Raw genomic sequence first — 20,477 nt, forward strand, 5'->3', positions numbered from 1 at the left:
GCTCTAGCGCGGCACTCTGTCGCCGGACATCGACCGACACTGTGCAAAACGCGCCCGTCAACCTAGGTGCGCCCGCACCGCCCAGCTATCATCGCCGCCGTGCCGACCGACGCAGACAGCCCCGACATCACCGCCCTGCTCGCGCAATGGCGCGACGGCGACCGCGCCGCGCACGACATGCTGATGCGCGTCGTGTACCCGGTGCTGCGCGACATGGCGCGCGCGCGCCTGCGTCAGTCGCCGGGCGAGCCCACGCTGCGCGCGACGGAACTCGTCAACGAAGCGTATGCGAAGCTCGTGCGAGCGAGCGGCGCGCAGTGGCAGAACCGCATGCACTTCTTCGCGGTCGCGGCGCATGCGATCCGCAACTTCATCGTCGACTACCTGCGCGCACGCGGCACGGAAAAACGCGGCGGCGACCTGCCGTTCGCGTCGCTCGACGACGTCGCCGACGAAGCGGCGCATCACGACATGATCGACCTGCGCATCGACTGGCTCGCCGTGCACGACGCGCTCGGCGATCTCGAAGCGCTCGACCCCGCCTGCGCGCAGGTGGTCGAACTGAAATTCTTCTCCGGCCTGACGACCGACGAAATCGCGCAGACGCAGTCGGTCTCGCGCGCGACGGTCGTGCGGCAATGGCGCTTCGCCCGCGCGTGGCTCGCCGACCGGCTGCGCGACCGGCGGTAGCCGTCGCTCAAAGCTTCGGTATGCGCAGCGTCTTGCTGATCATGAGCGATCCGGACAGCGCGAACATCGCGACGAGCGGATGCAGCGTCCACGGTCCGATCTCGATCGCGCCGAACCACAGCGCGCCGCCGGTGCGGCCGGTCCACGCGGCGATCGCAACCACGCCGACGAGGAGGATGCTCGTGGGAATCGGCGTGCCTTCGAAATATTTCACCTTGCCGACGTCGGACTCGCGCGACAGCGCCTCGGCCGTGATGTTGTAGCGCGCGAGCCGGCTGACGCCGCAGCAGACGAAATAGCCGAGCACGATCGCGTCCCAGACGCCGTTCATGCCGGCCGCGAAACCGATCGCCGCGGGCGCGACGCCGAACGAGATGACGTCGGCGAGCGAGTCGAGTTCGCGTCCGAGCGCCGACTGCTGCTGGCGCCACCGCGCGATGCGGCCGTCGAGCACGTCGAACACGAACGCGCACGGAATGAACGCGGTGGCCAGCAGCAGGTGCGAATCGCCGGCGAGGCTCGCCATCGCCGCGAACACGGCGGCCATGCCGCACGCCGCATTGGCCAGCGTGAACCAGTCGGCCAGGTGGAAACCGCGAATCATGGAAAAATGGGATCGATCGGGCATCGACGCCGCTCGCAACGCGTGGGTTGAGGCGCGCATCGTACACGAGCGGCCCGCCGCGACGGATGTCTACCGGCCTGTAGCAGGCGAATCGGAAGAGGGATCGCGAAGGACTGGCCGTGCAGGACGCTGCTGCGGAGCGAAGCCAATAGCCGAAGCTATTGGCTGAGTGAGCAGCAAGTACTGCGCGGCCAGGACGAGCGAGCTGCTTTCGATTTGTCCGTTGCAGGCCATTACCAGCGATCGCGGTTCGACGGCCGGCGGCGCGGCGGTCGCGGCGTCTGCGCCCCGATGCGCCAGTACGCGATCAGCGCGACGCCGCCGGCCATGCCGCCCAGATGCGCGAAGTGCGCGACGCCGGCGAGCGTGCCGAACACGCCGTGAAACAGCTCGGCACCGCCCATCACGAGCGCGAGCGTGCGGGCCTGGATCGGCATCGGCAGAAACATCAGGTACAAAGGCTCGCGCGGAAACAGCATCGCGCCGGCCGCGAGCAGGCCGTAGACCGCGCCCGACGCGCCGACGGTCGGGTAGAAGTCGCCGCCGCCGAACGCGACGACCGCGATCTGCGCCAGGCCCGCCACGACGAGACAGACGAACCAGTAGATCGCGAAACGGCGCGTGCCGAGGATGTTCTCGACGATCGGCCCGAACGACACGAGACCGAGCATGTTCAGCGCGATATGCGCGATATCGGCGTGCATGAAGCCGTAGGTGACGAGCTGGAACGGTTCGAAGCCGACCGTGTACACGTCGGAAGCGTCGCGCACGAGCCGCTCGCCGAACGGCCACAACGCGAAATGCAGCGTCAGAAACGCATCGAAAAGCTGCTGCAGCAGATAGATCGCGAGGTTCGCGATCACGAGCCACAGCGTGACGGGCGGCAGATTCATCGCGTCGACATAGGGCCTCGTCGCGGCGGAACAAGTCGGCGCAGGTACACGTCGCGGCGTGATCGTGGCAAGCTTGCCGCGCTCAAGGATCGAAGAAACCCCATGCAATCGGATCAACTCGACGCCCTGGAACAGGCACTCGCCGCCTCGCCCGACAACGCGCCGCTCCTGGCGCTCGCCCTGGGCGCCTGCGCCGACGCGAGCGAATGGCCGCGCGCCGAACGCCTGCTCGCCCGTGCCGCACCCGCCGCGCGCGACGCGCTCGGGCCGGCGCTCAAGCTGCGCATCGCCTCGCTCGCGGCCGACTGGGGCGCGAACGAGCGCGCGCTCGAATACGCGCTCGGCGACGATCCGGCCGCGCGCCTGGTCCGCGCGCGCGCGCTGCTCGATCTCGGGCGCCGCGACGAAGCCCTCGCCGAATACCGCGCGGCGATCGCCGCGAATCCGACGCTCGAAGATCCGCGCCTGACGGCCGAACTCAAGGCGCGCGTCGCGCCGGCCGGCGCCGAACGCACGGTCGCGAACGACGACACCGATCGCACCGAGATTCCGCGCCTGCTCAAGCCCGAAGTGCAGCGCGTCACGTTCGCCGACGTCGGCGGGCTCGACGAGATCAAGCAGCAGATCCGCCGCCGCATCATCACGCCGTTTCAGAAGCCGTCGCTGTTCGAGCGCTTCCGGCGCCGCGCCGGCGGCGGCATTCTGATGTACGGCCCGCCCGGCTGCGGCAAGACGCTGCTCGCGCGCGCGACCGCCGGCGAATGCGGCGCGAAGTTCTACAACGTCGCGCTCGAAGACATTCTGGACATGTATATCGGCGAGTCGGAGCGCAAGCTGCACGCGATCTTCGACGAGGCGCGCCGCACCGCGCCGTCGGTGCTGTTCTTCGACGAGATCGAAGCGCTCGGCGGCAAGCGCGAGCACACGCGCGAGGCCACCTCGTCCAAGCTCATCAGCCAGTTTCTCGCCGAACTCGACGGCTTCGGACAGAACAACCAGGGCGTGCTGATCCTCGGCGCGACGAACGTGCCGTGGGCGGTCGACCCGGCGTTCCGCCGGCCCGGCCGCTTCGACCGCGTGCTGTTCGTGCCGCCGCCGGACCAGGCCGCGCGCGAGGACATTCTCAAAGGCCTGCTGCGCGACCGGCCGACGCACGGCCAGATCGACGTCGCGGGCCTCGCGCGCGCGACGTCGTCGTTCTCCGGCGCCGATCTGCGTCATCTCGTCGAGAGCGCGATCGACGAGGCGATCGACGCGTCGCTCGATGCCGGCCGCGAAGTGCCGCTGACGCAGGAACATCTCAAGCTCGCGCTCGACGATCTCAAGCCGACCACGCTCGAATGGCTGACCACCGCGCGCAACTACGCGCGCTACGCGAACGAAGGCGGCCAGTACGACGACGTGCTCGACTTCATCAAGCGCAACGCCCGATGAGCACGCAACGCTATCAATTGCCCGACGAGCCGCGCCCCGGCGCGCTGACGCAGGCCGCGGTCGACCCGATGTGGCCGATGTTCGCGTTCATCCTCGTCGGCGCGTGGATGGGTTATCTGTGGTTCGCGCTGAACGCGTTCGCGCTCGGCAGCCCGACGAAACAGCGCGAACTCGGCCTCATCGGCGTCGCGCTCGCAGGCTCCGCGCTCGCGTTCTTCGGCCTCGCCGGCGCGTACGAATCGGGCTGGCTCGACCCCGGCTCGCTCAAGTACGCGCTGCTCGGCGTAATCGCGATCAAGCTCGCGTGCGCGTACGGCCTGCACGTCATGCAGTCGCGCGTTTTTGAATTGTTCACTTATTTCGGCGGACAGGCGAAGAACGGCGCCGTCGTGCTGGTGCTCGGCTTCGTCATGCTCAAGGCGCCCGTCGCCAAGATGCTGTCGGGCGGCGTGCTCGGAGTGCTCCTGCAATGACCGCCGCCCGGGTGACGTATCTCGTCGAACAGGCGCAGCAGCAGATGGGCCGCGGCCAGGTCGACATGGCCATCGCGACGCTGACCGAGGCGCTCGGACTCGATCCGAACGTCGCGCGCGCGCATGCGCTGCTCGCCGTCTGCCTGCGCGACCGCAACCGGCTCACGGCCGCGGCGCTCGAAGCCGGCGCCGCGCTCGCCGGCGCGCCGCAGGATCCGTTTTCGCACTATGCGGCCGGCGCCGTGCACGAGGCGCGCCGCGAATGGCGCCAGGCCGAGCAGCACTATCAGACCGCGATCGAGCTGGCACCGGAGGCCGACTGGACGCGCCGCGGGCTCGGCCGCCTCTATCTCGTCTGGGGCCGCCTGCGCGATGCCAAACCCTGGCTCGACGCCGCGTGCGAGGCCGATCCCGAGGACGCCGCGAACCTCGCGACGCTGGCCCACTGGCATCTCGAATCGGGCGATGCCGCGCGTGCCGAGGCGATCGCGCGCGAAGCGCTCCGCATCGATCCGCACGAGAGCGAGGCGCTCGTCGTGCTCGGCTACGCGGTGCTGCGCCAGGGCCGCGTCGACGAGGCCCTCGAACATGCCGCCTGGGCCGTGCAGAACGATCCGTCCGACCGCGCGACGCTGTCGCTGCTCGTCGCGGTGAAAATGCGCAAAAATCCACTGACCGGCCTGTGGTTCCGCTTCGCGACGTTCATCGGCAGCGGCAGCAGCACGCGCATGGTGCTGCTGCTCGTCGGCATGTACCTCGCCGTGCGCGTCGCCTCGATGGCTCTGGGCGATTTCGGGCAGCCCGGCGCGGCGAACGCGGTCAATTTCATCTGGCTAGGGTTCTGCGTCTACACGTGGTTCGCCCCGATGCTGTTCCAGCGCGCGCTGCGCAAGGAACTCGAGCAAGTGCGCCTGCGCCCGGACTACTGATGGACATCGACGCGATCGCACAGGCGCTCGAGGCGCACTCGTGGTGCGTCGTGCCGGATTTCCTCGATAAGCGGCTGACGACGGCGCTCGCCGAAGAGTGCCGCGCGTTCGACGCCGGCGCGAGCCTCGTGCCCGCCTCGACGGGCCGCGGTGCGGGCAGGCAGCGTTCCGCGCTGCGCGGCGACCGCACGCGCTGGTTCGAGCCGGACTGCCCCACGGCGGCGCAGGCGGACTTTTTCTCGCGCATGGACGCCGTGCGCGTCGCGCTGAATCGGCGCCTGCTGCTCGGACTGGAAGACCTCGAAGCGCACTACGCGCTCTACCCGCCCGGCGCCGGCTACATGCGGCATCTCGACCGCTTCCGCGACGACGACGCACGCGTGATGTCGGCTGTGGCCTATCTCAACGGTGAGTGGCACGACACCGACGGCGGGCATCTGCGGCTGCACCTGCCCGACGGCCCGCACGACGTCGTTCCGCGCGGCGGCACGCTCGCGCTGTTCCTGTCGGCCGAGATCGAACACGAAGTGCTGCCGGCGTCGCGCGAGCGGTTGAGTATCGCGGGCTGGTTTCGACGGCGTTGAAAAACCCGCCGCCCGATGTTCCGGGCGGCGGGCCCCTGCGGCACGCGGTACCGGCGGGCTGCGCGTTGCCGAAAAAATACGCGCAGACCCGCGGAAAACTTCAGGCGCCGGCAGCGACCGGTTGCGGCCCGAGGGGCCGTGTCAGTCGAGCCGCGCCTCGTTCACGGCGAAGCCATGGTAGCTGTAGGCGTTGTTCCAGAGCGGGTTGACGTCGTCGGTATTTCCGCCGTCCTTGAGGTGGCTCGTCTCGTGCACCAGCACGCCGGCCTTCGCATAGTAGCCTTCGATCCCCATCTCCCAGAACGGCGAGCACAAAAAGATTTGCGGGGCGCTGTTGATGACGTAGGCGACGGCATCCGACCCGTTGCAGCCGCAGTTGAAGATCATGCTCTTCGACGACAGCTTCGTGTATATTTTTTGAAACTTCCCCTTGATTGTTTTATATTTATTTTCATTGTATCCGCCGAACGAGGCCGTGTATCGGCTGCCGCGCTTGCCGGCGTCCATGTACGCCTTGGCATCCCTCGCATAGTTCGTCGCCACGATGCGGGCGCTCGCGATCTCGGCCTTCTGCGTCGTGGTGCACATCTCGAAAGTATTGCTCGCAGCGAGCACGCCGGCGCCGGCCTTGAAGCCCGCGTCGCCCCGGTACGAGGCATTCTCGGATACATCGAGGGCATCGACCGCCGCATCGACCCAGATCGACGCCGCGCCCTTGCGGTCGAAATCGAGGTAGCCGGCCGTCACGCCGGCCTTCGCGGCCTCGCCGGCCTCCTTGACGACGTCGCGCGCGTCGCGCGCGTAGCGCACTTCGAACTGGCCGCCGCCCTTCATGTCGTAGTAGGCGGTGAGATCGATTTCGGTCGCCAGCGTTTCGCCGGGCTTGAGTTCGACGTAGTCGGCGGCGGTGGGCGGAAGATACAGGTAGATCGGCCCGACGTAATCGACTTTCACGCCGTTTTTCGTCACGTCGAACAACTTGCCGGTCAGGCCGCCGAGCGGCGTCTGGCGGCGCAGCACATGCAGCGTCGTGCCGCTGCTGTTCGTCAACGCGTACGCAATCTTGCCGCTGCCGTAGTCGTTCTTGGCCTGCGGGCCCGACAGTGAGACGTCGAGGCCGGCGGCAGCGGACATGCCGGTGCCGAGTACCAGAACGACGAGTCCCGCGATGATTTTCTTCATAGGCTTCCTCCGATCGATGAACGCCGCCCGGCCGGCGCACGCCGCGTTGCGGCGCTCTCGAAGGCTATGCCGACAGAATGCGTCCGGAGTAGCTACGAACGACCCGTTTTGAACAGTTCCCTGATTCTACAAACGTCGTCGGATGGAGCATCGGACCTCGCGTTCACCTTCCGCCGTTGCCGACGGAAGGTGTCGGCGCAGAACGTGCGCGTCAGTCGAGTCGTGCGTCGTTGACGGCAAAGCCTTCATAGGCGTAGGCGTTGCTCTCCGGCGGCCCCTCGTTGGCAGTGCCGAAGAGGTGGCTCACCTCGTGAACAAGCGTGTCGGCTTTCGAATAGACGCCCGCCAACGCGAGTTCCCAGAACGGCGGACACAGGTAGATGTCCTGGCTTGCGCCCGTAACATACGCGATGGCATCGGCGTCGCGGCAGCCGCAATCGAACGCCATCGGCCGAGACGACAGCTTCGTGTATATCTTGTCGAACCTGCCGTTGACTTTTGTGTACTTCGCACTGTCATATCCACCGAACCACGCCGTAAACCGCGCGCCCTGCCTGCCGGCATTCAGATAGTCCTTGGCGTCTTTCGCGTATCGCGTCGCCGCCGCACGGGCTTCCTTGATCTGCGCCTTTCTGGTCGCGGTGCATTGCTTGAACGTGTTGCTCGCGGCGAGCACGGCGGCACCGGCCTTGAAGCGGCCGCCGTCGAGATGATCGGGGCTTTCGGACGCGTCGAACGCGTCGACGGCCGCGTCGACCCAGATCGACGCCGCGCCCTCCCGATCGAAACCGAGGTAACCGGCCGAGACGCCGGCCTTCGCGACGTCGCCGGCTTCCTTGACGACATCGCGCGCATCTTGCAGATAGCGCACTTCGAACCGGCCGCCGGCCTTCATGTCGTAGTACGCCGTGAGGTCGATCTGCGTGGAAAGGGTTTCACCCGGCTTGAGCTCGACGTAGTCGGCCGTCGTCGGCGGAAGATGAAGCGTCGTCGGACCGACATACGCAATGGTCTCGCCGTTGCGCGTCACCTCGAACAACGGGTTGCTCAAGCCGCCGAGCGGCGTTTGCCGGCGCAGCACGTGCAGCGTCGCGGCGCTGTTGTTCGTCAACGTATAGGCGATCTTGCCGCTGCCGACGTCGTTCTTGGCCGATGGCCCCGACAGCGCGACGTCGAGTCCGGCGGCGGCGGCCGTGCCGGCACCCAGTGCCAGCAAGACGAGTGCCGCAGTGATTTTCTTCATGGGGTTTCCTCTTGTCGATGGACGCCGCCCGGCCGGCGTGCGCCGTTGTCGCGACGCGGTCGAAGGCTATGTCCGCGAAGCGCATCGACGATAGGTACGAAACCCCCGTTTCGAACAATTTGCTGAATCTTCAAGACGTCCGAGGCGAAGAACCGCAGCCGGGAAACAGCCTTTCGCCGTCGCCGGCGAAAGGCTGTGCTGCGACGCCCGACGATCAGTTGCGTGCCGGCGTGTTCTCGGCGAAGTACTCGTGGCTGTCGGCGTTGTCGACGGCGCGCGACGGATTGCTCGTCGCCAGACTATGCGCGGCGGACTGGCCGTATGCCCAGTCGTCGGTGCCGGCCACGACGTTGAAGTGGCTCGTCTCGTGCACGATCGTGCCGGCCTTCGAATCGGTGCCGGTGGCCGGCGCCGACCAGAACGCGTTGCACAGGTACACCGTGTACGGCTGGTTCGGATACACGTACGCGTAGGCGCTGTCGTTGCAGTCGCAGCGGAACGTGAAAGGCTGCGAAGAAAGCGCGCTGTGGATGCTGTTGAAGTGATTGCGCGCGGTCGTATAGCGCGAGCTGTTGTACGCGCCGAACCACCACGTATAGCGGCTGCCCTGCGTACCGGCCGTCAGATAGCTCTTGGAGTTGTTCGCGTAGCTCGTCGCGCCGGTGCGGGCGCTCGCGATCTGGTTCTGGCGCGTCGTCGTGCAGCCGACGAAGCTGTTCGTCGCGGCGCGCACGCCCGCGCCGGCCTTGAAGTCGACGTCGTCGAACGCGTCGACCGCGGCATCGACGTAGATCGTCGCCACGCCCTTGCGATCGAAGTCGAGATAGCCGGCCGAGACGCCCGACTTGGCCGTCGCGTTGACTTCCTTGACGACGTCGCGTGCGTCGCGCGCGTAGCGCACTTCGAACTGGCCGCCGGCCCGCATGTCGTAGTACGCGGTCAGGTCGATCTCGGTCGCCAGCGTTTCGCCGGCCTTGAGCTCGACATAGTCCGCCGCGGTCGGCTCGGCGCGCTTGAACATCGGGCCGACGTAGTCGACCTTCTCGCCGTTGCGCGTCACTTCGAACAGCCGGCCGGTCATGCCGCCGACCGGCGTCTGCCAGCGCAGCACGTGCAGCGTCGCGCCGCTGGTATTCGTCAATGCGTAACTGATCTTGCCGCTGCCGTAATCCTTGGCCACCGGCGCGTCGAGCCTCAACTCCAGGCCCGCCGCCGAAACCGCACTTGCTCCACCCAATCCCAACATAGCCACAGCAAACCCTGCAAAGAGCTTTTGCATGTCATGTCCTCACGATGGATGACGCCGCCCCCCAGCGGCGGGCGTCGCGAGCGCAACGCCGCCGCCGAGCGTATGCGCACCGTTACCGCGCGGCAACCCCCCGTCGCGAGGCGGAGGCTGCTGCATCGCAACACACGTCGCCGCACGTCATGTCACACATTGCCACATACGCAACAAACTGTTGATTGTTGCGTTTTCACGTTTTCGGTACGGCGTTTTCCGCGATGATCGACGAGCGTATGCTGCCGGTGCGAGCGCGTTGTCGTTCTCGCGGCTCGTGCCGGCACACCCAAGTCCGTCCATACTTTGAGGAGCGTCACGATGAGCATGAGCAAGCGTCTCACCGCGGAATTTCTCGGCACGTTCTGGTTGGTATTCGGCGGTTGCGGCAGCGCGGTACTCGCCGCCGCCTTTCCGTCGCTCGGCATCGGATTCGCTGGCGTATCGCTCGCGTTCGGCCTCACGGTGCTGACGATGGCCTATGCGGTCGGACACATCTCTGGCGGCCACTTCAATCCGGCGGTGTCGCTGGGTCTTCTGGTCGGCGGACGTTTTCCGGCGAAGGATTTCGTACCGTACGTCGTCGCACAGGTGCTGGGCGGTCTCGCGGCCGGCGGCGTGCTGTACCTGATCGCGAGCGGCAAGGCGGGCTTCGACGTCAGCGCCGGTTTCGCGTCGAACGGATTCGGCGACCGCTCGCCGGGCGGCTATTCGCTGCAGGCCGCGGCGGTCGCGGAAATCGTTCTGACGGCGTTCTTCGTGATCGTGATCATGGGCGCGACCGACCGCCGCGCGCCGGCGGGCTTCGCGCCGATCGCGATCGGCCTCGCCCTGACGCTGATCCATCTCATCAGCATTCCGGTGACGAACACGTCGGTGAACCCGGCGCGCAGCACGGGCGTGGCGCTGTACGCGGGCGGCCCGGCGATCGCGCAGCTGTGGCTGTTCTGGCTGGCGCCGCTGGTGGGCGCGGCGATCGGCGGGGCGATCTACAAGAACCTGCTGGAAGAAAAGTAATCTTGTAGCAAAAGATAATTCAAGCGAACGTCGACGACGACGAAGAAGCGACGGCGGTTGCGGTTGCGGTTGCCGTTGCGGTTGCCGTTGCGGTTGCGGTTGCGGTTGCGGTTGCCGTTGCGGTTGCCGTTGCGGTTGCCGTTGCGGTTGCCGTTGCGGTTGCCGTTGCGGTTGCCGTTGCGGTTGCCGTTGCCGTTGCTTCTGGCGGCAGGAAGCCGCCCGCTCTACCCGGGGCCCCGTCGGCCGCGGCGAGATTGCGGAGGATCAGCCCGCGCAGCGGGTGCGCACAGGATGTGCGCAGTTCGTTGACGGGCCATGGATGGCCCATCAACGAACCCCGGAGCAAGCTCGCGGAGTCGGAGGGCAGGATGCCCGGAGACCGCGGCCGTCGGGGTGTCCTTTGGGGATGCAAGGGGAATTTGGACAAGCAAATTCCCTTGCCCGCTCGCGGCAGCGAGCGGAACGCTTTGTCTAAAGCCAGACAAAAACTACAAAGCGACAAGAAAAAGCTGGATCCCAGCGTTCGCTGGGATGACGAGCCAAAAGCAACGTCAAAGGCGCTCTTGGAGGGTGCAGGGAGGGGTTGGGCAAGCAACCTCTCCTTGCCCGCTCGCGGCAGCGAGCGGAACGCTTTGTCTAAAGCCAGACAAAAGCTACAAAGCGACAAGAAAAAGCTGGATCCCAGCGTTCGCTGGGATGACGAGCCAAAAGCAACGTCAAAGGCGCTCTTGGAGGGTGCAGGGAGGGGTTGGGCAAGCAACCTCTCCTTGCCCGCTCGCGGCAGCGAGCGGAACGCTTTGTCTAAAGTCAGACAAAAACTACAAAGCGACATGAAAAAGCTGGATCCCAGCGTTCGCTGGGATGACGAGCCAAAAGCAACGTCAAAGGCGCTCTTGGAGGGTGCAGGGAGGGGTTGGGCAAGCAACCTCTCCTTGCCCGCTCGCGGCAGCGAGCGGAACGCTCTGTCTAAAGCCAGACAAAAACTACAAAGCGACAAGAAAAAGCTGGATCCCAGCGTTCGCTGGGATGACGAGCAATGGCAAGATCAAGAGCTGGATCCCGGCCTTCGCCGGGATGACAAGCCTAAAAAAGACTAAGCCTGCGGCGCAGGCTGCCTGCGCGACAGAACGAGCAACACGATGCCGAGAACGATCAGCGGCGCAGACAACACCTGCCCCATCGTGACCCACCCGAACGCGAGATACCCGAGCTGCGCATCGGGCTCGCGCACGAATTCCACCGCGAAGCGGAACACCCCGTACAGCAGCGCGAACACGCCGGACACCGCATAGCGGCGGCGCGGCTTCGCCGAATACAGCCACAACACGACGAACAGCACGACGCCTTCGAGCAGCATTTCGTAGAGCTGCGTCGGATGCCGCGCTTGTCCGTTCAGCAGGCCCGCCTGATACATCGCCTTCAATTCTTCGGGCGTCTTGCCGAGGTGTTCGAGCGCCTTCGGGAAAATCACGCCCCACGACAGGTCGGTCTGCTTGCCCCACAGCTCGCCGCCGACGAAGTTGCCGAGGCGCCCGAGTCCGAGGCCGATCGGCACGAGCGGCGCGACGAAATCGACCGTATCGAAAAAATGGATATCGTTGCTGCGCGACCACCACCAGCCCGCGAACAGCACGCCGAGCAGGCCGCCGTGGAACGACATGCCGCCTTCCCACACGCGCAGGATCGACGCGGGATCGGCGACGATCTGCGAAGTGCCGTAGAACAGCATGTAGCCGAGGCGCCCGCCGACGACGACGCCGAGCATCACGTAGAAGATCAGGTCGGAATACTTCTCGACGCTGACCGGCAGCCGCCCGGCCGCCAGCCGGCGCTTGCCGAGCCACCAGCCGCCGAGAAAGCCGCCGAGGTACATGAGGCCGTACCAGTGCACCGCGACCGGCAGCGTGAACAGTCCGAAGACCGATACGTTGCCGAACGAAAAAGCCAGCGGATCGATGTCGTGGAAATAAGGCAAGGCGTTCACTCTTTCAGGAGCCGTCGCGCACCATACGCGACGGACGTTGCGTTACGCCGGCAGCACGCGGCAGATGAAACCCTTCAGGTACTCGGTTTCGACGATCGCCGGATGCACCGGATGGTCGGGCGACTGCTGCAGCTGCTCGAGCACCTGTACCTGCCGGTCGATGTGCCGCGCGGCCTGCTGCACGCTTTCGAGGAGCGCGGCGCGCGGCATGTGGTAGGAACACGAACAGGTCACGAGAATTCCCTCGCGCGAGAGAATCTGCATCGCCATTTCGTTGAGACGGCGATACGCGATGCGGCCTTCGGCGAAATCCTTCTTGCGCTTGACGAACGCGGGCGGGTCGAGAATCACGACGTCGAAGCGCTGGCGTTCTTCGCGCAGGCGCTTCAACTCGTCGAACGCGTCAGCCTTGACCGCCGTCACCTTGTCGGTCATGCCGTTGCGTTCGATGTTGCGGCGGATCGCGTCGACCGCACCGCCCGACACGTCGACGCAGACCACTTCGCTGGCCCCTTGCGCCGCGGCGCGCAGGCCCCAGCCGCCGAGGTAGCTGCACACGTCGAGCACGCGCTTGCCGGCGACGTAGCGCGCGAGGCGGTCGCGGTTCGCGTGTTGGTCGTAGAACCAGCCGGTCTTCTGGCCGCCGATAGGATCGCATTCGAATTCGAGGCCGCCCTCGCGCACCACGACCGGCGTCGGGAGTTCGCCGTAGCCGACGTCGGCATAGTCCGGCAGGTGTTCGAGCGCGCGGATTGACGCGTCGTTCTTCCACACGATCGCGGCGGGCTTGAGCACCTTGACGATCGCCTCGCTGATTTCGTCCTTCAACCGCTCCATGCCGGCCGTGGTCGTCTGGCCGACGATGACGTCGCCGAAGCGGTCAATCGTCAGGCCCGGCAGACCGTCGGATTCGCCGAACACGAGGCGGTAGTACGGCTCGTCGTACAGGCGCTCGCGCAGGCCCAGCGCCACGTTCAGACGATGCACGACGAGCGAGCGGTCGAGCGCGTGTTCGAGTCCGCGCACGACCAGGCGCGCGGCGATCAGCGAATTGGGATTGACGTAGCCGATGCCGATCGCCTTGCCGGCAGAATCCACAATCGCGCAAAGTTCACCCGGCTGAAAACCCGACAGCGGCGACCGCTTGACGTCGATTTCGTTGGAAAACACCCACAGATGCCCGGCGCGCAGGCGCGCGTCCTCGCCGCGTTTGAGAAACAGGGCGGGATAGTCGACGGCGTCGGTCATGGCGATTCCTCGGGCAGCGGCCGCGTAGTTTAGTCGCAAGCGGCCTGCGCGGACCGTAACGCAGGCAAAATGGGGCGAAAGGAGCACCGCCATGACCAACCGCCTCGCCGCCGCGACCAGCCCGTACCTGCGCCAGCACGCCGAAAACCCGGTCGACTGGCACCCGTGGGACGACGCGGCGCTCGCGCTCGCGCGGCAAACCGACCGCCCGATCCTGCTGTCGATCGGCTACGCCGCGTGCCACTGGTGCCATGTGATGGCGCACGAATGCTTCGAGGACGCCGCGACCGCGCGGGTCATGAACGACCTGTTCGTCAACATCAAGGTCGACCGCGAAGAGCGGCCGGACCTCGACAAGGTGTACCAGCTCGCGCATCAGGCGCTCGCCGGCCGCGGCGGCGGCTGGCCGCTGACGGTGTTCCTGACGCCCGACGACCACCTGCCGTTCTACGCCGGCACGTATTTTCCGCGCGAAGCCAAGCACGGCCTGCCGCCGTTCGCCTACGTTCTGCAGCAGGTGCGCGGCTTCTGGGACGGCCGGCGCGACCAGGTACGAGAGCAGAACCGTTCGCTCGCGCAGTTTCTCGACGAACAGGGCCGCGCCACGGCGAACGGCGACGCGCTCGACGCCGAGCCGATCCGCCGCGCGCTGGCGCACTGGGCGCACGAGTTCGACGCCGTCAACGGCGGGCGGCGCGGCGCACCGAAGTTTCCGCATGCCGGCGAGCTCGAACTCGCGCTGTCGCCGGCCGTTCGCAAACACCCCGATCTGCCCGCGCAGCCGCAGGCGGGCCACGCGATCGCGACCCTGCAGGCGATGGCGACGCGCGGCCTGTACGACCATCTCGGCGGCGGATTCTTCCGCTACGCGGTCGATGCGCGCTGGGAGATCCCGCATTTCGAGAAGATGCTGTACGACAACGCGCAGTTGCTGTCGGTCTACGCGCACGAGGGACTCGACGGCGCGAGCGACGAGGCGCGCCGGACGTTCTCGGGCGCAGCCGACGGCATCGTCGGCTGGCTCGTCCGCGAAATGCGGGCGCCGGGCGGCGCGTTCTTCTCGACGCTCGACGCCGATTCCGAAGGCGAGGAAGGCCGCTACTACGTCTGGCAGCGCGAGGACGTGCGCGCGCTGCTCGACCCCGACGCGTGGGCCGTCGCCGAACGGCACTACGGCCTCGACCGCGCGCCGAACTTCGAGCATCACGCCTGGCACCTGACGGCCGAGGAAACCCTCGACGACATCGCCGCGGCATTGTCGCTGACGCGCGATGAAGTCGACGAACGCATCGAACGCGCGCGCCACGCGCTTTTCGACGAGCGACAGAAACGCGTTCGGCCCGGCCTCGACGACAAGATTCTCACGAGCTGGAACGCGCTGCTCTGCGCCGCGCTCGCGCGCGCGGCGCGTCGATTCCGGTTCTTCGCGGCGGAATGGCAACGGTACGCCGACGACACGCTGCGTTTTATCCATCGCCACTTATGGATCGACGGACGCCTGTACGCCTGTCACGCCGGCGGCCGCGCGCAGTTTCCGGCGTATCTCGACGACTACGCGTTTGCGCTCGACGCGCTCGTCGAATCGCTGCAGAGCCGCTACGACGCGGGCGACCTCGCCTGGGCGATGCAGCTCGCCGATGCCCTGCTCGAACGCTTCGAGGACGTTGAACACGGCGGCTTCTTCTTCACCGCGCACGACCACGAGGCGCTCATACAACGGCCTAAACCGTGGGTCGACGAGTCGACGCCGTCGGGCAACGGCGTCGCGGCGCGCGCGTTGCTGCGCCTGGGCCATCTAGTCGGCGAGACGCGCTGGCTCGACGCGGCTGAACGCACGCTGCGCGCGGCGTCCGGCACGCTCGATGCGTTTCCGCACGCGTGCGCGACGCTGCTGCTCGCGCTCGACGAATACCTCGCACCGCGCGCGCATGTCGTCGTGCGCTGCGAGCCCGGCGACGAGGGCCCTTGGCGCGACGCCGTCGAGGGGCGCGACGTGCTGATGTATCCGATTCCGAGCGGTGCGACCGGTCTGCCCGGCGTGCTCGGCGCGCAGGCGGCGCCGCTCGGCGGCGTCGCGTATCTGTGTCGCGGGCTGACCTGCGGGCCGCCGATCTACACCGCGAACGCGCTGCGCGACGAACTGCCGGGTTAATCCTGAGCTTGTGCCTGCTCGCGCCGCAGGCGCTTGCGCTCGATGCGCTTGGCGCGCCAGCGCGGATTGGCGAGCGTGTTGAGCGTTTCGACGAGCCCCGAGAACGCCATCGCGAAGTACAGGTAGCCGCGCGGGATGTGCATGCCGAGGCCGTCGCCGACGAGCGCGACGCCGACGAGGATCAGGAACGAAAGCGCCAGCATCTTCACCGTGCGATGGCGCTCGATGAACTCGCCGATCGGCGTCGACGCGAAGATCATCACGACGACCGCGAGCACGATCGCGGCGATCATCACGCCGATGTTGTCGACCATGCCGACCGCGGTGATGACCGAGTCGAGCGAAAACACGATGTCGATGACGGCGATCTGCACCACGATCCAGCCGAACGCGGCGGGCACGAGGCTCGCGGCGGGCGCGGCTTCTTCGCCGGCGGACTCGACCGCGTTGTGGATTTCCATCGTGCCCTTGACGAGCAGGAACAGGCCGCCGCCGACGAGCACGAGGTCGCGTATCGAGATTTCGTTGCCGAGCACGCTGAACAGCGTGTCGTTCATGCGCGAGAGGTACGCGAGCGACACGAGCAGCCCGATGCGGGTGATGCACGCGAGCGCAAGGCCGATGCGGCGCGCGGCGGGCCGGCGTTCGGCCGGCAGGCGCGCGACGGCGATCGAGATGAACACGAGATTGTCGACGCCGAGCACGATCTCGAGCGTCGAGAGCGTCGCCAGCGCAATCCAGATCTGCGGGTCGAGCATCCAGTCCATCGGGTTCTCGCGTCAGCCTTCCTTGGATATAGAGACAGTGCCGGCGAATGCTACCGGTGCGACCAGAGAATCAGGCCCCAGCACATGACGACGTTCATCATGAGCAGGAACACGGCGGCCGACCCCATGTCCTTGGCGCGCCCGGCGAGCTCGTGGAACTCGGGGCTGACCTTGTCGACGACGGCCTCGACGGCGGAATTGAGCAGTTCGGCGGACAGGACGAGAAGGAGACTGCCGACGAGGATCGCCTTCTCGATCGCGCCGCGGCCGAGGTACAGGCCGAGCGGCGCGAAGATCACGAGGAGGTACACCTCGAGGCGAAACGACGCCTCGAAGGTCCAGCCGGCGCGCAGGCCTTTCATCGACCAGAGAAACGCTTTGTAGATCTGGCGCGGACCGCGCGGTTCGGTGCTGGGCATCGGGGTGCCTTGTTCTTGTCGCCTGGTTCGAAGCCCTCTCCCTCAAGCGCACTTGGGGGAGAGGGTTGGGTGAGGGGGCGACGCCAGGCCACTCGTTGCGCTCGACGCAGCCGACGCACCGCCCCCTCACCCCGACCCTCTCCCTCGCGCAAGCGCGAGGGAGAGGGAGTGTTCCGCGACGCGGGGGGCGTTATGCCGCCTCGCGCTTGCCTTCCTGCAAATTCGCACCGTAAGCCAGATCGAGTTCCTTCGCCGCCTTGACGTCGTCGAGGCGCCGCACCGGCATCGTCAGCGGCGCATCCTTCATCGCCTGCGGATTCGACGCGGCCAGCTTGATCAGGTCGGTCATCACGTCGACGAAGTCGTCGAGCGTTTCCTTGCTCTCGGTTTCGGTCGGCTCGATCAGCAGGCACTCGGGCACGAGCAGCGGGAAGTAGTTCGTCGGCGCGTGGATGTTGCGATCGAGCAGCGATTTGGAGAAATCGAGCGCCGTGACGCCGTTTTCCTTCTTCTGCCGCGCCACCGTCACGATGAACTCGTGGCTCGCGCGGCGCTCGGGATACGCAAGGTCGTAGCCGGCCGCGGCCAGACGCTTGGCGAGGTAGTTCGCGTTCAGCGTCGCGTACTCGGCGACGCGGCGCATGCCTTCGCGGCCGAGCATGCGCGCGTAGACGTAGGCGCGGATCAGCACGCCCGCGTTGCCGGCGAAGCTCGTCAGACGGCCGATCGACAGCGGACGATCCTTCTTGCGCACCCAGCCGTAGCGGCCGTCGTCGCGCTTTTCGATCATCGGAATCGGCAGGAACGGCTTCAGGCGCTCGGACACGCCGACCGCACCGGCGCCCGGACCGCCGCCGCCGTGCGGCGTCGAGAACGTCTTGTGCAGGTTCATGTGGATCGCGTCGAAGCCCATGTCGCCCGGACGCACCTTGCCGAGAATCGCGTTGAGGTTCGCGCCGTCGTAATACAGCAGGCCGCCGGCCTCGTGCACCAGCTTGGCAATTTCCACAATGCGGCGCTCGAACACGCCGATCGTCGACGGGTTGGTCAGCATGATGCCGGCGGTCTTCGGGCCGAGCACCTTCTTCAGCGCCTCGATGTCGACGTCGCCGTTGGCGAGCGTCGGGATTTCGCGCACGCTGCAGCCGCACATCGTCGCGGTGGCCGGATTCGTGCCGTGCGCGGCGTCGGGCACGATGATTTCGGTGCGCTCGTTGTCGCCGCGGTGGCGGTGGTACGCCATGATCATCGCGATGCCGGCGAATTCGCCCTGCGCGCCGGCCATCGGCGAGAGCGATACGCCGCCCTTCATGCCGGTGACGTCGGCGAGCATTTCCTGCAGCTCGTACATGCACGCGAGGAAGCCCTGGCTCAGGCTTTCCGGCGCGTACGGATGGCGGCCCGCGAACGGATCGAGCATAGCCAGCGTATTGCACGCGCGCGGGTTGTATTTCATCGTGCACGAGCCGAGCGGATAGAACTGCGTGTCGATCGAGAAGTTCTTGCGCGACAGGTTCGTGTAGTGCCGCAGCGCCTGCAGCTCGGACACTTCCGGCAGGCCGATCGGCGTCTTGCGGCGCAGCGAATCGGGAAGATCGGAAGGAACGGCGCGTTCGGCGGGAATCTGGGCGGCCGCGACGCGGCCCGGCTGCGAAAGCTCGAAAATCAGCATGACTGACGCCAGGTTGGGGCGGGAAAGCGCCGTATGATGCCACAAAGCCCTGGCCGCGATCAGGGCATAAAGCCGCGTCGCGGCGGCCTTCGCCGGCAAATCCCGCCCTACTTCGCCGGCCGGCGCAGCACCGGTTCGAGCAGCGCGCGCCACAGCGCGTAGCCGTCGGCGTTCAGGTGCAGGCCGTCAGGGCCGAAGAGTTCAGTGCGCGGCGTGCCGTCGGCCCCGAGCATCGGCGCGAACACGTCGACGAAAAAAAGCCCCGCGTCGCGTTCGGCGTAGCGGCGTATCCGTTCGTTCGCGTCGCGCGCGGCGCCCGTCAGCGCCGCGCGCGCGGGGCTCGGCTTGATCGCGACGAACGCGATCTTCTGCGCCGGCCGATCGCGCCGCACGCGCGCGACGAACGCGACGTAATCGTCGAACACCTGCCGCGCGGTGTGCCCGGCCGCGAGATCGTTGTCGCCCGCGTAGAGCACGACGAGCGACGGCACGTACGGTATGACGATGCGGTCGGCGTAGCGCGTCGCGTCGGCGAGCGTCGAACCGCCGAAGCCGCGTTTGACGATGTGGACGAATGGAAAATCGCGCTCGAGCGTGTCCCAGAAGCGGATCGACGACGAACCGACGAACACGACGCCGCCCGGCGCCGGCATTGCCGCGCGATCGGCCGCGACGAAGCGCGCGATGTCGTCGGCGAACGATTCGACCGGCGCGTCGGCGAACGCCGCCATGCTCGCGAGCGCGAACACGAACGCGGCGAGGAAGCTACGCATCGATGCGCTTGCCGTCGCGCGGATCGAAGTAATGCAGGCGCGCTGGATCGATCGCGAACTCCACGCGGCTGCCGACCTCGGGCGCGAACCGCGGCGGCACGCGCGCGACGAGCGGCTGGCCGTCGAGATCGAGATTCAGAAAGCACTCGTTGCCGACCGGCTCGACGAGTTCGAGCGTCGCGGCGATGCGCGCGCCGGGCGGTGCGCCTTCGGTCGGTTCGAGGTCTTCCGGGCGCACGCCGACGACCACGTCGGCGCCGTCCGGCAACGGCACATCGGCGAGCGGCAACGATGCGGTGCGCAGATCGACGCGCGCGGCGCCGTTGCGCACGACGCGTCCGCGCAGGAGGTTCATCGCGGGGCTGCCGAGAAAACCCGCGACGAACAGGTTCGCCGGTTTTTCGTAGATGCGCATCGGCGTGTCGATCTGCTGCACGTGCCCGTCGCTCATGACGACGATGCGATGGCCGAGCGTCATCGCTTCGACCTGGTCGTGCGTGACGTAGACCATCGTGGCGCCGAGCGTGCGGTGCAGCCGCGCGATCTCGACGCGCATCGCCAGACGCAGCTTCGCGTCGAGGTTCGACAGCGGCTCGTCGAGCAGAAACACCTTCGGCTGGCGCACGAGCGCACGGCCGACCGCGACGCGCTGGCGCTGCCCGCCCGACAGCTCGGCGGGACGCAGCTTCAGCAGCGCCTCGATGCCGAGCATGCGCGCGGCGTCGCCGACGCGGCGGTCGATCTCGGCACGCGGAGTACGGCGCAACTTCATGCCGAACGCGAGGTTTTCGGCGACGGTCATATGCGGATACAGCGCGTAGTTCTGAAACACCATCGCGATGTCGCGATCGCGCGGCGCGAGATCGTTGACGCGGGTGCCCGCGATCGCGAGGTCGCCGGCGGTAATCGATTCGAGGCCGGCGATCATGCGCAGCAGCGTCGACTTGCCGCACCCTGACGGGCCGACGAGCACGACGAGTTCCCCGGCGGCGATCTCGAAACTCGCACTCGCGACGGCTACTCGGCCGTTTTCGTATACTTTGCGCACGTTGTGCAAACTGACGTTTGACACGGGGTGTGATCCTCGTCGGCTCTCGCTCGTTGTTCGTTGCT

Annotated in this window: 20 protein-coding genes; 8 read left to right on the forward strand and 12 right to left on the reverse strand. The window is 67.0% G+C overall.

The features are described from left to right. Positions 1–99: 99 nt before the first annotated feature. A complete protein-coding gene (locus OD750_RS24440) occupies positions 100–690 on the forward strand; it encodes an ECF-type sigma factor (protein ID WP_263541239.1) in 591 nt (196 codons plus the stop codon). Positions 691–697: 7 nt separating this feature from the next. Here OD750_RS24440 and OD750_RS24445 read toward each other — a convergent pair whose 3' ends face one another. Beyond that, complete coding sequence (locus OD750_RS24445) at positions 698–1,354, reverse strand: CDP-alcohol phosphatidyltransferase family protein (protein ID WP_263541240.1); 657 nt, start codon at positions 1,352–1,354, stop codon at positions 698–700. Between the two features lie 194 nt (positions 1,355–1,548). Then, positions 1,549–2,208 carry a rhomboid family intramembrane serine protease gene (locus OD750_RS24450; RefSeq protein WP_263541241.1) on the reverse strand — a complete coding sequence of 220 codons (660 nt, stop codon included), beginning with the start codon at positions 2,206–2,208 and terminating at the stop codon, positions 1,549–1,551. Between the two features lie 102 nt (positions 2,209–2,310). Between OD750_RS24450 and OD750_RS24455 the strand changes: the two genes are divergently transcribed. From OD750_RS24455 to OD750_RS24470, 4 genes are read left to right on the forward strand one after another with little or no spacing between them, the layout of a single operon-like run. Next, positions 2,311–3,642 (forward strand): ATP-binding protein, encoded by a 1,332-nt coding sequence (locus tag OD750_RS24455; protein ID WP_263541242.1) that lies wholly within the window; start codon positions 2,311–2,313, stop codon positions 3,640–3,642. Beyond that, positions 3,639–4,115: a hypothetical protein gene (locus OD750_RS24460; protein WP_263541243.1), complete on the forward strand. Its 477-nt coding sequence runs from the start codon at positions 3,639–3,641 to the stop codon at positions 4,113–4,115. Before OD750_RS24455 ends, OD750_RS24460 begins: the two co-directional genes overlap by 4 nt. Then, the gene (locus OD750_RS24465; protein WP_263541244.1) at positions 4,112–5,044 is read left to right on the forward strand and encodes a tetratricopeptide repeat protein; all 933 of its coding nucleotides are present in this window, start codon (positions 4,112–4,114) and stop codon (positions 5,042–5,044) included. The genes OD750_RS24460 and OD750_RS24465 overlap by 4 nt, the downstream gene beginning before the upstream one ends. After that, positions 5,044–5,628 carry a 2OG-Fe(II) oxygenase gene (locus tag OD750_RS24470; protein ID WP_263541245.1) on the forward strand — a complete coding sequence of 195 codons (585 nt, stop codon included), beginning with the start codon at positions 5,044–5,046 and terminating at the stop codon, positions 5,626–5,628. The genes OD750_RS24465 and OD750_RS24470 overlap by 1 nt, the downstream gene beginning before the upstream one ends. A gap of 141 nt (positions 5,629–5,769) precedes the next feature. Here the strand turns inward: OD750_RS24470 and OD750_RS24475 are convergent, their stop codons facing one another. From OD750_RS24475 to OD750_RS24485, 3 genes are all read right to left on the reverse strand, one after another. Next, positions 5,770–6,810, reverse strand: coding sequence for a M35 family metallo-endopeptidase (locus OD750_RS24475; protein WP_263541246.1), 1,041 nt, complete (start codon positions 6,808–6,810; stop codon positions 5,770–5,772). 211 nt (positions 6,811–7,021) lie between these two features. Further along, positions 7,022–8,053: a M35 family metallo-endopeptidase gene (locus OD750_RS24480; protein WP_263541247.1), complete on the reverse strand. Its 1,032-nt coding sequence runs from the start codon at positions 8,051–8,053 to the stop codon at positions 7,022–7,024. Positions 8,054–8,267: 214 nt separating this feature from the next. After that, positions 8,268–9,233: a M35 family metalloendopeptidase gene (locus OD750_RS24485; protein WP_263541248.1), complete on the reverse strand. Its 966-nt coding sequence runs from the start codon at positions 9,231–9,233 to the stop codon at positions 8,268–8,270. Positions 9,234–9,653: 420 nt separating this feature from the next. Here OD750_RS24485 and aqpZ point away from each other — a divergent pair, with 420 nt between their 5' ends. Then, a complete protein-coding gene (aqpZ, locus tag OD750_RS24490) occupies positions 9,654–10,349 on the forward strand; it encodes an aquaporin Z (RefSeq protein ID WP_263541249.1) in 696 nt (231 codons plus the stop codon). A gap of 419 nt (positions 10,350–10,768) precedes the next feature. Next, on the forward strand, positions 10,769–11,446 hold the full coding sequence (locus tag OD750_RS24495) for a hypothetical protein (RefSeq protein ID WP_272842141.1): 678 nt from the start codon (positions 10,769–10,771) through the stop codon (positions 11,444–11,446). Here OD750_RS24495 and lgt read toward each other — a convergent pair. Together lgt and OD750_RS24505 are read right to left on the reverse strand one after the other, a co-directional pair. Continuing rightward, on the reverse strand, positions 11,443–12,324 hold the full coding sequence (lgt, locus tag OD750_RS24500) for a prolipoprotein diacylglyceryl transferase (protein ID WP_263541390.1): 882 nt from the start codon (positions 12,322–12,324) through the stop codon (positions 11,443–11,445). The two genes, OD750_RS24495 and lgt, sit on opposite strands and share 4 nt — an antisense overlap. Positions 12,325–12,375: 51 nt before the next feature. Next, positions 12,376–13,581, reverse strand: coding sequence for a class I SAM-dependent rRNA methyltransferase (locus OD750_RS24505; protein WP_263541251.1), 1,206 nt, complete (start codon positions 13,579–13,581; stop codon positions 12,376–12,378). Between the two features lie 91 nt (positions 13,582–13,672). Here OD750_RS24505 and OD750_RS24510 point away from each other — a divergent pair, with 91 nt between their 5' ends. Continuing rightward, entirely contained in the window at positions 13,673–15,733 is a 2,061-nt protein-coding gene (locus OD750_RS24510) for a thioredoxin domain-containing protein (RefSeq protein ID WP_263541252.1), read from the forward strand. On the opposite strand, the gene OD750_RS24515 is transcribed toward OD750_RS24510, so the two are convergent. The 5 genes from OD750_RS24515 to OD750_RS24535 all read right to left on the reverse strand — a co-directional run bounded on the left by OD750_RS24515 (position 15,730) and on the right by OD750_RS24535 (position 20,436). Beyond that, entirely contained in the window at positions 15,730–16,500 is a 771-nt protein-coding gene (locus OD750_RS24515) for a TerC family protein (RefSeq protein WP_263541253.1), read from the reverse strand. The two genes, OD750_RS24510 and OD750_RS24515, sit on opposite strands and share 4 nt — an antisense overlap. Before the next feature lie 50 nt (positions 16,501–16,550). Further along, positions 16,551–16,919 carry a diacylglycerol kinase gene (locus OD750_RS24520; protein ID WP_263541254.1) on the reverse strand — a complete coding sequence of 123 codons (369 nt, stop codon included), beginning with the start codon at positions 16,917–16,919 and terminating at the stop codon, positions 16,551–16,553. 190 nt (positions 16,920–17,109) lie between these two features. Continuing rightward, on the reverse strand, positions 17,110–18,591 hold the full coding sequence (gene gcvPB, locus OD750_RS24525) for an aminomethyl-transferring glycine dehydrogenase subunit GcvPB (protein WP_263541255.1): 1,482 nt from the start codon (positions 18,589–18,591) through the stop codon (positions 17,110–17,112). 107 nt (positions 18,592–18,698) lie between these two features. Continuing rightward, a complete protein-coding gene (locus tag OD750_RS24530; protein WP_263541256.1) occupies positions 18,699–19,364 on the reverse strand; it encodes an SGNH/GDSL hydrolase family protein in 666 nt (221 codons plus the stop codon). After that, positions 19,357–20,436, reverse strand: coding sequence for an ABC transporter ATP-binding protein (locus OD750_RS24535; protein WP_272842142.1), 1,080 nt, complete (start codon positions 20,434–20,436; stop codon positions 19,357–19,359). The genes OD750_RS24530 and OD750_RS24535 overlap by 8 nt, the downstream gene beginning before the upstream one ends. Between the last annotated feature and the right edge of the window lie 41 nt (positions 20,437–20,477).

It is taken from the genome of Tahibacter soli, assembly GCF_025717065.2.
Lineage (GTDB): Bacteria > Pseudomonadota > Gammaproteobacteria > Xanthomonadales > Rhodanobacteraceae > Tahibacter > Tahibacter soli.